Here is a 12,442-nt window from a genome sequence, read left to right on the forward strand (position 1 = left end):
GCGTGAGGTTCGAGCCCCGGAACCTCCCGGCGCCGCCGCTGTCATTCCGCAGGCACGACGGACAGCCGGCCAGCGCGGCCGAGCGCCCGCCTGAAGGACGCGGATCCGCGCGTCCTCCGCGCGGTTCCCGAGGACGTGAGCGCGCCGCTCCGCGCGGCGCACAGGGGAGATCTATGCCCAGCGCGAACACGACGGACGCCGGGGATGGCGGCGCCGCAACCGATCCGAACCTCACCGCCGCGAGGCAGCCCGACGCGGCGAGCGCCGGCGAGGCCGAAGGCCCGGTGCGCTCCGTGGAGATCGTCATCTCCTGGGGCGCGACCGTGCTCTTCGTCCGGCACCTGACGCCGCCGCGCGCGTTCGACGTCGGCGAGGGGCGCAGCGACGGGCGCCCGTGCGACTGCTTCCTCCCCGAGCGCGTGCTCGGCGCGCGCCGCGCGCCGCTCCTCGAGGTCGACGGCGCCGGGCGCGTCGGCTTCGTCCTGCCGAGCGCCGCGACGGGGACGCTCACGCTCACCCCCGGCGGCGCGCCGCTGTCCGCGGCCGCGGCGCGGGAGCTGCATGTCGGCGTGGAGCGCGCGGCGCGCGCGGCGATCCCCGGGGCCACGCTCGTGCCCCTCCCCGCGCAAGGCCGCGTGGACGTCGAGATCGCGGGCGTGCGGATCCAGATCCGCGCCGATGCCGCGGCGGGTGAGCGCGTGGGCCGCTCGCTCGTGAGCCGGAAGAGCCTCGCCCTCCACGCCGCCTCGGCGGCCCTGCACCTCGGGCTCCTCGGCGCCCTCGCGCGCTGGGCGCCGCCCCTCGTCGACCCATCCACCGGCATGAGCGCGGATCGGATCGCGCTCGTGCAGCAGTACCTCGCGTCCGCGGACGAGCGCGAGATGCTCGAGCGCGAGGGCGAGCGCGCCGCGGAGCCCTCCGCCGACGCGAAGGAGGGCGGCACAGGGACGAGGGCGAGAGGCGAGGAAGGGTCGATGGGCCACCCATCGTCGTCCACGCCGCGCGCGGGAGCGACGGGGAACAGGTGGGGGGTCCAGGGCCCGAGCGACAGCCCCGATCCGCACGTGGCGCAGCAGCAGGCGCTGCGCGACGCGGCCGAGTTCGGGATGATCGGGCTGCTCAACGCCGGGGGCGGCGGCGATCCGAGCGCGCCCACGGCGGCGTGGGGGCTCGACGGCGCCGCGTCTTCCGCAGGCGGCGCGGGCCTCCCCCTCTTCGGCTACGGAGGTCCCGCCGGCGACGGCGCGGCGCTCGGGGGCGGCTCCATCGGGACGATCGGGCACGGCGCGGGCGCCGGGACGGGCCAGGGGTTCGGGAGCGGCCACGGGCGCGCCGGCGCCTCCTCGCCGCCGGTCTCGGCGCGGAGCGCGGCCGCCTACGCGCCGGAGCCCGAGGTCGCCCTCGATCCGAACGGCCGCTTCGCCACCACGTACCGGCCCGGGGGCGGTCACCTGGCCGCGTTCGAGGCCGCCCTCGCGCGCGGCGTCGTGCCCGCGGCGGAGCGCGAGCTCGTCGGCGACGTCGCCGCCCGCTACGCCCCGGAGGTCCCGCTCGCCCCCGACAAGGCGCTCGGCCTGCGCACCGACCTGGAGCGCGCCGCGCTCGGCCCGGGCGGCGGCGCCTTCCACCTGCGCCTCGCGCTCCGCTCCGCGGCGGCGGCGGCGCCCGCGCGGCCGCACCTCTCGGTGCACCTCGTCCTCGACACGAGCGGCTCGATGGCCGGCGCGCCGATCGACAGCGCCCGCCGCGCGGCGCAGGCGCTCGTCGATCGGCTCGCGCCGACCGACGACTTCTCGCTCACCACCTTCTCGAGCGACGCCGAGGAGGTGATCGAGGACGGCCCTGTCGGCCCGCGCCGCGCGGCGATCCGCCGCGCCATCGAGGGGCTCCGCGAGGGCGGCGGCACCAACATCGGCGCGGGGCTCTCGCTGGGCTACGCGCAGGCGAGCCGGCCGGGCATCCCCGAGGACGCCGTGCGCGTGGTGCTGCTCGTCTCCGACGGCCGGGCGACGAGCGGCCTCACCCACGGCGAGCGCCTGGCGCGGCTCGCCCTCGACGCCTTCCAGCGCGGCATCCAGACGAGCGCGCTCGGGCTCGGCGACGACTTCGATGGCCAGCTCATGAGCTCGATCGCGAGCGACGGGGCCGGCGGCTACTACTACCTGCGACACCCGGAGCAGATCGCGCCCGCGCTGTCGACAGAGCTCGACAAGCGCCTCGACCCGGTCGCGACAGCGGTCGAGGTGCGCGTGCGCCTGAAGGCGGGCGTCGATCTGCTCCGCGTCTACGGCTCGCGCCGGCTGGACGAAGCCGAGGCCTCCCGCGTCCGCGCCCAGGAGATCGCGGCTGACGTCGCCGCCCTGTCGCGGGACCGGATCGCGGCCGACCGACGCGACGACGCCGAGGGCGGCATGCGCTTCTTCATGCCTGTGTTCGCCCGCGATGATCGGCACGCGCTGCTGTTCAAGCTGAGCGCCGGCCCCGGCGCGGGGAAGCGAGCCGTCGCGACCGTCGAGCTCAAGTACAAAGATCGGCTCTCCAGAAAGAACGTGATCGAGGAGATCCCCATCGAGGTGCGCTATGCGGACAGCGACGCCGCCAGCGCGGCGTCCGTCGACCCGTCGATGGCGCGCACGCTCCAGGGCTTCGCCGCGGGCGAGTCGCTCGCGGACGCCGCTGCCCGCGTGGCGCGCGGCGATCGCGCCGGCGCCGCAGCGCTCCTCTCCGAGCGCGAGGGCATCCTGCGCGAGGCTGCGACCCGGCTGAACGAGCCGCTGTTCCTGGAGGACGCGGCGCGCCTGTCGCGCCTCCGCGCGCACATGGGCGCAGAGCAAGGCCTCGGCGATCCGCTCGTGCTCGCGATGTTGCTGGAGACGGCGGGGCGATCCCGCCTGCGTTGACGCGCAATCGCAGCGCGCTCACGGGCGGAGGTGTCGCCCAGGTGGTAGGCTGAGCGCGGCCATGACAGACAGAGTCTCATCGACCGGACGCGCTGCGCTGCGAGAGTCGCTGCTCCAGTTCTCCGCTTTCGCCGACGCGCTCGAGTCCCGATCCATGCGCGAGGCCATCGATGCCTGCATCACCGTCCTGGACGCACCAGGGCCGCTCGACAAGCGCGACCTTGCCCCATGGCTCAAGGTCGTCCACGAGCGCGCGGCCGATGTCTTTCGACGGGGTATCCGTCAGACCACGGGGGTGCTGCGCCAGCAGATGATGCATGGCCTGAAGCAAGCGGAAGAAGACGCGGTCTGGATGCAGCAGGCCATCGACGCGCGCAGTCGAGACCGCGCGAACTGACATGCTGGACTGAAACAGCGCTCGTCGCCCCGTGGACTGGTGGGCGTCTCCAGACGGCCAGGAGAGCACGAGCCACGCTAGCGAGCCGGCCGGGAGACGGGAGCAGGCGGCCGTGCACGGCGTGGCACGACGCTCGCCGTCCGTGCTACGAGACGGGGCATGTTCGCCTCGGCGTTTCCGCTGCTGCTCCTCGGCTTCTCTCTGGGAATGCGCCACGCGACCGACGCGGACCATGTGATCGCGGTGGCGACCGTCGTGAGTCGGGTGCGGAGCCTCGGGACGGCGCTGATGATCGGCGCGATGTGGGGCGTCGGCCACACACTCACGCTGATGGTGATCGGCGGCGCCATCCTGCTCTTCGGGCTCGTGGTGCCGCCGCACGTCGGCCTGGCCATGGAGCTCACCGTCGCCCTGATGCTGATCGGCCTCGGGGTGTTCCACCTGGCGCGGCTCTACCGGGCGGTCCGCCGGGGCGAGCCGCCGGCCCACGACGTTGCTCCGGTGAAGCATGTCGCTCACCACGACGGCCACCGGCACGACCTCGGCTGGGCGGATCGCGTGTTCGGCGGCTCGCGCGTCTATGCGAGCCTGCGGCCGCTGCTCATCGGCGTGGTCCACGGCCTCGCGGGCTCGGCCGCGGTGGCGCTCCTCGTGCTCACCACGGTGCGCGACCCGCGGTGGGGCATCGGCTACATCGCGCTGTTCGGCGTGGGCACGATCGCCGGAATGACGCTCATCACCGGGGTGCTCGCGCTGCCGTTCGCCTATGCGCGCGCTCGCACCAGCGGGATTCACAACGCCTTCGGCGCCGCCGCCAGCCTCCTCAGCGTGGGCTTCGGCCTGTTCCTGGCCTACGACATCAGCTTCGGGTCCGGGCTGTTCACTGCCCACCCGCAGTGGACGCCAGGCTGACGGCGCCCGGGCGGGCCGCGCTCTCCGCCGGAGCGACGCCCGGCGCTCACCGGCTCGCGGTCGACCAGGCGCGCTCGGCCTCGCGCTGCGGCGCCGGCGCGAGGTGCGCGTCGATCTGGGTCATGAGCCAGTCGAGGAACTCGTCCTTCAGGATCGTTTGCGCCACGTGCAGATCGGTCCAGACGGGCGCGCGCGCGGCCGCGCGGTCGCTCGTCTGCACCACGACCGGGATCGTGCAGAACCTCGCGTCGTCGCGCATCGCGCGGATGAACTCCACCCCGTTCATGACGGGCATGTGGACGTCCACGATGGCCAGCGCCACGGGCTCGCGCGCGAGCAGCTCGAGGGCGTCGCGCCCGTTCTCGGCCTCGAGCACGCTGAAGCGCGGCTCGAGGATCAGCCGGTAACACTCCCGGATGTCCGCGTCGTCGTCCACGACGAGGATGGCGACCCCCTCGACGGCGCCGAGCACGCGCTCGACGGCGGCGCGGAGCTCCCCCGCGGTGACGGGCTTGCGCACGTAGCCGGCGACCCCTCGCAGGATCGCCTCTGCCGGCTTGTTCACGACGGAGACGAGCATCACGGGCACCCGCTCGCGCGACTGCACGAGCCGGTTGAAGGCGAAGCCATCCATCTCGGGCATCAGGAAGTCGGCCAGGATGAGGTCCGGCGTCCACGTCCGGAGCAGCTCCAGCGCCGCGCTCCCGCCACGCACGGTCCGGACGTCGTACGCCGCGCCTTGCAGCGCCTCGGCCATCCACGCGAGCGTCCCCGAGTCATCGTCGACCAGCATGAGCTTGGCCATGGCATCACTCCCCTTGCGCCCCGCCGCCGCCCGCCTCGCCCGCGGCGCCGACGCGCCGCAACCGGAGCCAGAACCTCGCCCCTCCCTCCGGCCGCGCCTCGTACCCGATCGCCCCGCCCCACCGCTCCACCGCGATCCGGGCGCCGTAGAGCCCGAGGCCGCTGCCCGCGCCGGGGTCGCCGCCGTGCGCGAACTTCTGGAACAGGCGCGGCGCGATGGCAGGCGAGACGCCAGGCCCGTCGTCCTCCACCGTCACGCGAGCCCAGCTGGCATCGTCGTGCACGGCGACCCGCACCGACGCGCGCGCGGGCGTGAAGCGGAGCGCGTTCTCGACGAGGTTGGAGACCACGCGCGCGAGCCTGCGCTCCTCACCGACGACGGCGCACGGCTGCGCGCGGCCGATCTCCGGCGGCGCGTCCAGGCGCACCCCCCGGCTGCGCGCCATGGGCAGGAGCGCCTCGACGACCCGGGCCACGGTGCCGCGCACGTCGACCACCGCGGCGAGGTCGCCGCTGGAGGCGTCGGACGCCATGCCCTCGGCGGTGAACACGTCGAGGATCTCCCGGATCAGCTCGCGCTGGCGCAGGGCGGCCTTCAACGCGACCGCGGCGAGCGCGCCGCTCTTCTCCGGGAGCGGCTGCTCTCCCAGCAGGGACAGCGCGCCGAGGAGGCTGTTCAGCGGGCCGGAGAGGTCGTGAACGATGCAGTGGACGAGGACGTCCTTGCGCTCGACCTCGCGCGACAGCGCCTCGTGGACGAGGCGAAGCTCGCGCGCCCGCTGGAGGACGCGGCGGCGCTCCTGGAACAGCGCGTCGTTCCGGGTGATCACGAGCAGCCGCGACGCGCCCACGCGGAGCGCCGTCGCCTCGAGGTGGAGCGCCTCGTCGTCGCCGATCATCTGCGTCCAGAAGTCGGACTGCACGCTCGGCGCTCCTTCCACGGACCAGGCCCGCTCCGCCTCGGCGAGGAACACCTCCAGAAAGGGCAGCGCGCGATCGATCGAGAGCGGCGAGTCGCGCCACGGCGGCGCGAACCCGAGCCGGCGGAACCACGGCGGCGGCTCGCCGCGGATGACGAAGGTCCCGTCGTGCAAACGCTCGAGGACGAGCTTGTCCAGCGCCGCGAGGAGCCACGTGTCCACGTCCATCAACCCCGCAACGAAGGCGCTTCGCTCGCCAGCATGGCGCGCGTCAGCGCGTTGAACGCGCCCTCGACCCCGGCGCCGGTCTTGGCGCTCGCCCTCGTGATCCAGAGGCCCGCCCTCCTCAGCCTGGCCTCGATGGCGTCGTCGATCTCCCACGCCGCGGTGAGATCGGCCTTGTTCAGGACGACGACGGCCGGGACCTCTCCGACGATCGTCCGCGCAGCGGTGTAGAGGCGGAGCCCGGTCTCCGCCGTGAGGCGCCGCGTGCCGTCGATGACGAGGAGCCAGCCCGCGGAGCCGCGCAGGTACGACGTCTGGACGGCCTGGAACTCGTCCTCTCCGCTCAGATCCCAGAGGATGAGGTCGAGCTCGCCTTCATCGCATTTCACGCGCCGTGCCTCGATCGTCACGCCGATGGTCGTCCGGTAAGAGTCGGAGAAGATGCTGCGCACGAAGCGGGCGACGAGGCTTGTCTTGCCGACCCCCGTCGCGCCCAGCACGCAGACCTTGCGTCTCTCCGCCATGACTCAGTCCTTGCTCTCGGCGCGCAGGTCCACAAGGAAGATCACGCTGCGCGCGCGGCGCTCGTCCGCGCCGGCGAGGCACCTGGCCCCGGCCGCGCCCCCGGAGCAGGACGGGGGCAGGAGCTCACGCCGCAGTCCACCGCCGCTCGCTCGCAGGCGATCCGCCGGGATCCCCCGCGCAGCGAGCTCGGCCGCGACGTGCTCCGCGCGGGCCTGGCTGAGCGCTCGATTCGACGCCTCCGATCCGGCGGAGTCCGCGTAGCCGATCTCGCGGATGTCGGCGGTCATGCCGGCCTCGCGCGCGCGCGCGATCAGCCGCAGAGCCGCGGCCGCGACGGCGTCGATGCGCGCGGCCTGCTCGCCGGAGAGCCGCGCGGCGCCGCGGCGGAAGAGGAGCTCCATCGCCTCGAGGGCCCGCGCCGCCGCGCGCGCGCGGTCGATCGACTCCTGGGCCGTCAGGCGCTCGCCGTCGAACCCCGAGACGCCCGGGAGCACCGCCGCCGACCAGCGCGCGCGCTCGATCCAGCGCTCGGGCGCGACCCCGCTGGCCACGACGACGCCGCCGCGCAGCGCCAGGGCGACCCCGGGCGGCGGCTCCAGCATGCGCGCCACCCTGCGCTCGACGATCTGCGGGTGGAGCGAATAGAAGGGCTCGAAGCGCAGGGCGACCCCCGGGGGCACAGGGCCGCCGCGCTCGAGCACGACCCTCGGGTCCGCGGCGAGCGGATCGCGGAGCCCCGTGAAGGCGACCTGGCCGGCGCGCCGCTCCGCCGCGGTGACCAGCAGGCCGGGCTCGCGCTGCAGCGCCTCGTCCCAGCCCTCGAAGCGGCGCTGATCCTCCTGCGAGGCGCGCACCCGGAAGACGAGCGCGGTCGCGACGACCCCGGCCAGCACCGCGGCCGCCGCGAGCAAGGCCCGAGCTCGGCGCGGGACCGGCTGGCGTTGCTGCTGGAGGCAGCGCGAGAGCAGCTCGCGGGCGCCCGAGAACGGCGTCCGATCGCCGCGGAAGCCGGCGAGCTCACCGCCGTACGCGAGGTGGACGCGCTCCAGTGTCTCGCACAGGACGAGCCCGTACGCGGGCGGCGCCACGCCGCGCACGATGGACACGAGGAGCGCCGACGGGCCGTGCTCGACCCACCCTGTCAGATCGCCGACGCGGAAGCGCTCCAGCTGCGCGTCGGTCCGGAACGCGTCGTGGGCGAACGCGTCGATGGCGGTGAGCATCGCCGTGACCTGATCGGGATCCCTGTAGGGGATCTCGTCGGCGCTGAGGTGCTCGAGGACGAGCCCCGTCCCGCGGTGGACAAGGAAGAGCTGCTCGGTCCGGTAGACCATCGAGCGGAGGAGCACCACCTCCGCGAAGGGGCGCCCCGTTCGGCGCGCCTCGACGCGCCAGCGCACGCTCCGCCAGGACAGGCCGAGGGCGGCCGCCTCGTTGAGGCGCTGGATCATCGCCCGGAGAGCGCAGCGCACGGCCTTGCGGATGGCCGGCCCCATGGCGGGGGAGATCGCGTCCGCGAACGATCCCGGGTCCCGGCGCACGCGCTCCTCGATCGCGCCGGTGAGGAGCGGCTCCAGCGCCCACGAGAGCGCCTCGCCCTTCTTGCGGCTCTCGATCACCGCCTCGGGCAGCGCCCCCGCGACCATCTCGACCATCGACTGGTCGAGCCGCTCCTCGATCCGCTGGATCCGGTGCTGCTCGGGGCCCACGAGCAGGGGGCGGAGGTCTTCGAGCGTCTGTTTCGGCGGAGGCGCCCCGCGTCGCGCTCTCGGCTCTCGCATCGTTCTTCTCCAGACCGCCGCGCTCGCTCCGCCGGCCGGAGCGGCGCGGCCGCCTCACGCGGCCTCGTCCGAGCGGCGCTCCGCCTTCTGGTACCGCTCCGATTCCGCCGCCGCCTCGCGCGGCGCCGCCGCGATCGCGTCGGCGCCGTCGGCCCACACGGCGGCCAGCTCGCGCTCGAGCATCGCGCTGAGCTCGCTCCGCGTGCGCCGCGTCTCGTCGAGGAACGATTTGGACTGATCCAGCAGCTGTTGCCGGAGCTCGCGCTGCGTGCGCGCCACGAGCTCCTCCAGCCGTTGGACCCGCTGCGCGATCAGCTCGAGCGCCTCCCGCGACTCGCGCGCGACGCTGCCGAGCGCGCCGTCGGCGGCCACGCGCTGGGCCTCGATCGACGCGTTGAGCGCCTCGACCTCGCTGCGCATGTGCGCCTCCAGCATGTCCAGACGCCGCCGCGCTTCGCTCCGCAGCTCCTCCGCCTGGGCGGCGACCTGAGCGTCGGTGTGCGAGAGCCGGCGAGCGAACTCGCGGAACTGGGCGCCGCACAGGATGTCGCGCACCTGCTCCAGGCTGTTGGTGATCGCGGACTCTGCGTGTCCTGCGGCGGCTTCGTGCTCCGCCCGCCCGCTCGTCCTCATGGTCATGATGAAGCCCCCCTCTCCCTGCGTTCCGCGCGTGTCGCGTTCTGCAAGCCGAGCTCGCTCCTCATCGCGCTCTCGCATCGCTTCGTCGCGCTCGCGACGCCTCACTGAGCGCGCTCCCCCAGGTTTTCTCTTCCGTCTGGACACGATGCCCCTCGCTCATCACGTCACGCGCTGCGCAACATGGGTCAGCACCCCGGCTGCGGGTAGCCCTTGCGAGAGCCTCCGGGCGGCCGCGACTCGGCCGGGGAGCCGCTCGGCTGCTCCGAGGCGCCGCGCCGAACAGGAGCTCTCGGAGCCCGGTAAGATGCCTCCATGCGAACTCCGCGAACCTCGCTGGTAGCCGCGGCCTTCCTCGCCGCCTGCGGCGCTCCTTCCGCGAGCGCTCCGGCCGGCGGCGCTCCTTCCGCGAGCGCGCCAGCCGGCGGCGCTCCTTCCGCGAGCGCGCCAGCCGGCGGCGCTCCTTCTGCGAGCGCCGCCGCCTCGGGTTCCAGCTCGCCCCCGGCCTCCCCGCCGCCGCCCGTCGCGCAGACCGCCGCCCCCGCGGCCGCGGCCTCCCCTGCGCCGGCGCCCTGCGGCGCGCTGGGCTGCCTCGCCTTCGATACGCCGGCCCAGGCGTTCGCCCACGTCCTCGAGAGCGGCCCGCGCGTGCTCGCGGTGGGCGAGGCGCACGCACAGCGAGGCTCGGAGGGCATCCCCTCGACGACCCGGCGCTTCACGGAGCTCTTCCTGCCGGCGCTCGCCGGCCGCGCATCCGACCTGATCGTCGAGCTCTGGGCCGTGGATCCGCGCTGCAGGAAGGAGCAGGTGGCGCGGGTCGAGGCGGAGCAGCGGGCGGTCACGCAGGGCCAGGCGGCGCAGAACCAGGACGAGTTCCTCGCGCTCGGCCACGCTGCGAAGCGGCTCGGCATCCGGCCCCACCAGCTCACGCCCTCCTGCCAGGAGGTCGACGCCATCGTGCGCGCGGGGCCGGACGCGGTGACGGCCATGCTCGAGATGATCGCGCGCCTGACGGCCGCCGAGGCGAAGGCGCTGCTCGGCCGCGAGGACGCCGCGGGAAAGATGGTGATCGCCTACGGCGGGGCGCTGCACAACGACGTCGCCCCGCGCCCTGGGCGCGAGCGCTGGAGCTTCGGACCGGAGCTCTCCGCGATCACCGGCGGCAAGTACGTGGAGCTCGATCTCATCGTCCGCGAGTTCATCAAGGAGTCGGAGTCCTGGCGAGCGCTGCCGTGGTATCCCCACTTCGACAGGGAGAAGCACCCGGACAAGGCGGTGCTCTTCAACCCCGCGCCGGGCTCGTACACGCTCATCTTCCCCCGCTCGTCCTGAGCCGGCACCGCCGCGCCGCGCGCCGAGCGCCGCGCGACGGCCTCAGGGCAGGACGGTGAAGGTGACCGGCTCGCCCATGAAGGGACCGCCGCCCTGCGCGATGCGGTTGTTCTCGAACAGCGCGCTGATCACGCTGACCGTGATCGGTACGCCGGCAGCGCGGAGCTTGTCCCAGGCCGCCGCGTCCGGCGTATAGCTCAGCTTGGTCGTGAACACCCGGAGCAGCAGCTCGCGCTCCGCCGTGGTGAAGACCAGGAAGTAAGCGCGCCCGTTGATGGGTGTCCCGTGAGCCCAGGCGGCGCGCGCCGGCCCAAGGAGCGCCCCGAGCTCCGCGGCGATCGACGCCCTCGTTGCGGCGAGCTCCCGCGCCCCCGGCGCGGCGGCCGCCGCGAGCTGCAGATCCGGCGCGGCCCGAGGCGTCGTCCGCTGCGCCGCGCCCGCCACATGGAAGGTCAGCTCCGGCGCGGCGTCGCCAGGGAGCATCGCCCCGTCCTCGGGCGCGTCGAACACCGTGCCCTGCGAGGGCTCGTCCTTCGGGTCCACCGCGAGCAGCTCCTCGAGGGCCTCGTCGGTCGCGCCGCCCTCGAAGATGACGTCATCCAGGCTCGAGTCGGACGATGTCCCGCTCGACGTGTGGTCGTGGCTGTGGCCGCACGCCCCGGTGTACATCGCGGCCGATACGAGCGCCGCCAGCGCGGGCACGAGGAGCGCCCGGCTCAGGAAGGGCCTTCGGCTCACGGCGCCTCCGTCCAGGGATCCGCGAAGCGCGGGTCCTTCAGAAACTCGTCGTCCGTCAGGGTTTGCAAGAAGGCGATCACGTCCGCTCTCTCCTCTTCTGTGAGATCGAACCCGCTGATGAGCTCGCTCTTGAACTTGTTCTCGCTGCCCACACCGGCGTTGGGGAGGCCAGCCTCGATCGTGCGCCCTCCGGCGGCGTAATGGTCGAGCACCCCCTCGAGCGTCTCGATGCTGCCGTCGTGCATGTACGGCGCCGTGAGGGCGATGTTCCGCAGCGTGGGCGCGCGGAACCGGCCCATGTCCGCCTCTTTGTGGGAGATCTCGTAGACTCCCCCGTTGCCCTCCGGGTAAGCGCCGTTGCCGTCGATGTTGTAGAGCCCCGTGTTGTGGAACATCACCTCCGTGAAGGTGGTGCCGTCGTGCTCCACCGAGTCCGACAGGTTGAAGCCGCCGTGGCAATGGAAGCACTCCAGCTTCTCGGAGAAGAAGAGATCCATCCCGCGCAGCGCCGCGTCGGACATCCCGGACGGGTCGCCGCCGTACCGGTAACGGTCGTAAGGCGCGCGGTACGAGAGCAGCGATCGCTCGAACGCCGCGATCGCCTTCGTGATGTTCGCGAGGCGGAGGGGCTCGTCGTCGCCGGGGAAGGCCTCGGGAAAGAGATCCTGGTAGACCGGCTCGCCCTGTAGCCGCTCCAGCAGCTCGTCCTCCATGCCGGCGAGCCCGAGCTCGACAGGCGTCTCGCCGAACATCGGGAGGAGCGCCTGCTCCTCGAGCGCGTCGACGAGCGGATTCGCCCAGGTCAGCGTCGTGAGGTAAGCGACGTTGGCCAGGCTCATCGAGCTGCGCGAGTGCAGCTGGCCGGTCGAACCCTTGGCGTTCGCAAGGCCGTCGGTGAACGCGAGCTCCTGGCGATGGCACGAGCTGCACGAGTACGTGTCGTTGCCGGACAGGCGCACGTCGTAGAACAGCCGCCTGCCGAGCTCGACCTTCACCGACGACATCGGGTTGTCCTCGGGGACCTTGGGCACCGGAAAGCCCGTCGGCAGCCCCCACGCGTAGGCGCTCGCGCCGCCTCCCCCATGGCCACCGCCGCCCTGGCCGCCGGCGCCCTCCCCCGTCGACCCACCGGCGCCCTCTCCTGTCGACCCGCCGACGCCTTGCGGCCGATCGCCGTCGCCGCAGGCACAGCAGAGGGCCGCGAGCGCAGCGAGGGCAGAGGAGATCGCAGAACGGCGGAGAGCGGTCATCGTAGCGAACATCGCCATGGCG

11 protein-coding genes are annotated in these 12,442 nt (G+C 73.7%); 4 read left to right on the forward strand and 7 right to left on the reverse strand.

Going from position 1 to position 12,442, the window contains the following annotated elements; all coding sequences use genetic code 11:
* The first annotated feature begins 173 nt into the window (after window positions 1-173).
* The 3 genes from POL72_RS09590 (at window position 174) to POL72_RS09600 (ending at window position 4,209) form a co-directional block, all read left to right on the forward strand.
* On the forward strand, window positions 174-2,900 hold the full coding sequence (locus POL72_RS09590; protein ID WP_272094742.1) for a vWA domain-containing protein: 2,727 nt from the start codon (window positions 174-176) through the stop codon (window positions 2,898-2,900).
* 154 nt (window positions 2,901-3,054) lie between these two features.
* Window positions 3,055-3,297, forward strand: a complete 243-nt coding sequence (locus tag POL72_RS09595) for a hypothetical protein (protein ID WP_272094743.1) — start codon at window positions 3,055-3,057, stop codon at window positions 3,295-3,297.
* Window positions 3,298-3,456: 159 nt separating this feature from the next.
* Window positions 3,457-4,209 (forward strand): sulfite exporter TauE/SafE family protein, encoded by a 753-nt coding sequence (locus tag POL72_RS09600; RefSeq protein ID WP_272094744.1) that lies wholly within the window; start codon window positions 3,457-3,459, stop codon window positions 4,207-4,209.
* Between the two features lie 46 nt (window positions 4,210-4,255).
* Here the strand turns inward: POL72_RS09600 and POL72_RS09605 are convergent, their stop codons facing one another.
* Genes POL72_RS09605 through POL72_RS09625 form a run of 5 tightly spaced genes read right to left on the reverse strand, consistent with a single transcriptional unit; the run spans window position 4,256 to window position 9,103 of the window.
* Window positions 4,256-5,014, reverse strand: coding sequence for a response regulator (locus POL72_RS09605; protein WP_272094745.1), 759 nt, complete (start codon window positions 5,012-5,014; stop codon window positions 4,256-4,258).
* A 4-nt stretch (window positions 5,015-5,018) separates the two neighbouring features.
* Window positions 5,019-6,161 (reverse strand): sensor histidine kinase, encoded by a 1,143-nt coding sequence (locus POL72_RS09610; RefSeq protein ID WP_272094746.1) that lies wholly within the window; start codon window positions 6,159-6,161, stop codon window positions 5,019-5,021.
* Window positions 6,161-6,682, reverse strand: a complete 522-nt coding sequence (locus POL72_RS09615; RefSeq protein ID WP_272094747.1) for a Rab family GTPase — start codon at window positions 6,680-6,682, stop codon at window positions 6,161-6,163. The genes POL72_RS09610 and POL72_RS09615 overlap by 1 nt, the downstream gene beginning before the upstream one ends.
* A 3-nt stretch (window positions 6,683-6,685) precedes the next feature.
* The gene (locus tag POL72_RS09620) at window positions 6,686-8,464 is read right to left on the reverse strand and encodes an OmpA family protein (RefSeq protein ID WP_272094748.1); all 1,779 of its coding nucleotides are present in this window, start codon (window positions 8,462-8,464) and stop codon (window positions 6,686-6,688) included.
* Window positions 8,465-8,518: 54 nt separating this feature from the next.
* The gene (locus POL72_RS09625; RefSeq protein ID WP_272094749.1) at window positions 8,519-9,103 is read right to left on the reverse strand and encodes a hypothetical protein; all 585 of its coding nucleotides are present in this window, start codon (window positions 9,101-9,103) and stop codon (window positions 8,519-8,521) included.
* Between the two features lie 312 nt (window positions 9,104-9,415).
* Here POL72_RS09625 and POL72_RS09630 point away from each other — a divergent pair, with 312 nt between their 5' ends.
* On the forward strand, window positions 9,416-10,432 hold the full coding sequence (locus POL72_RS09630) for a hypothetical protein (RefSeq protein WP_272094750.1): 1,017 nt from the start codon (window positions 9,416-9,418) through the stop codon (window positions 10,430-10,432).
* Window positions 10,433-10,474: 42 nt separating this feature from the next.
* On the opposite strand, the gene POL72_RS09635 is transcribed toward POL72_RS09630, so the two are convergent.
* Both POL72_RS09635 and POL72_RS09640 read right to left on the reverse strand, forming a co-directional pair.
* Complete coding sequence (locus tag POL72_RS09635; RefSeq protein ID WP_272094751.1) at window positions 10,475-11,170, reverse strand: hypothetical protein; 696 nt, start codon at window positions 11,168-11,170, stop codon at window positions 10,475-10,477.
* Complete coding sequence (locus POL72_RS09640; RefSeq protein ID WP_272094752.1) at window positions 11,167-12,438, reverse strand: methanobactin export MATE transporter MbnM; 1,272 nt, start codon at window positions 12,436-12,438, stop codon at window positions 11,167-11,169. The genes POL72_RS09635 and POL72_RS09640 overlap by 4 nt, the downstream gene beginning before the upstream one ends.
* Window positions 12,439-12,442 lie beyond the last annotated feature (4 nt).

Origin of the sequence: Sorangium aterium (genome assembly GCF_028368935.1) — a bacterium.
In the GTDB taxonomy this organism is placed as follows: Bacteria; Myxococcota_A; Polyangia; order Polyangiales; family Polyangiaceae; genus Sorangium; species Sorangium atrum.

Bases quoted from the DNA above. Each gene is read 5' to 3' on its own strand.
- POL72_RS09590 (WP_272094742.1), top strand. From the start codon at position 174: ATGCCCAGCGCGAACACGACGGACGCCGGGGATGGCGGCGCCGCAACC.
- POL72_RS09595 (WP_272094743.1), top strand. From the start codon at position 3,055: ATGCGCGAGGCCATCGATGCCTGCATCACCGTCCTGGACGCACCAGGG.
- POL72_RS09600 (WP_272094744.1), top strand. From the start codon at position 3,457: ATGTTCGCCTCGGCGTTTCCGCTGCTGCTCCTCGGCTTCTCTCTGGGA.
- POL72_RS09605 (WP_272094745.1), bottom strand. From the start codon at position 5,014: ATGGCCAAGCTCATGCTGGTCGACGATGACTCGGGGACGCTCGCGTGG.
- POL72_RS09610 (WP_272094746.1), bottom strand. From the start codon at position 6,161: ATGGACGTGGACACGTGGCTCCTCGCGGCGCTGGACAAGCTCGTCCTC.
- POL72_RS09615 (WP_272094747.1), bottom strand. From the start codon at position 6,682: ATGGCGGAGAGACGCAAGGTCTGCGTGCTGGGCGCGACGGGGGTCGGC.
- POL72_RS09620 (WP_272094748.1), bottom strand. From the start codon at position 8,464: ATGCGAGAGCCGAGAGCGCGACGCGGGGCGCCTCCGCCGAAACAGACG.
- POL72_RS09625 (WP_272094749.1), bottom strand. From the start codon at position 9,103: ATGACCATGAGGACGAGCGGGCGGGCGGAGCACGAAGCCGCCGCAGGA.
- POL72_RS09630 (WP_272094750.1), top strand. From the start codon at position 9,416: ATGCGAACTCCGCGAACCTCGCTGGTAGCCGCGGCCTTCCTCGCCGCC.
- POL72_RS09640 (WP_272094752.1), bottom strand. From the start codon at position 12,438: ATGGCGATGTTCGCTACGATGACCGCTCTCCGCCGTTCTGCGATCTCC.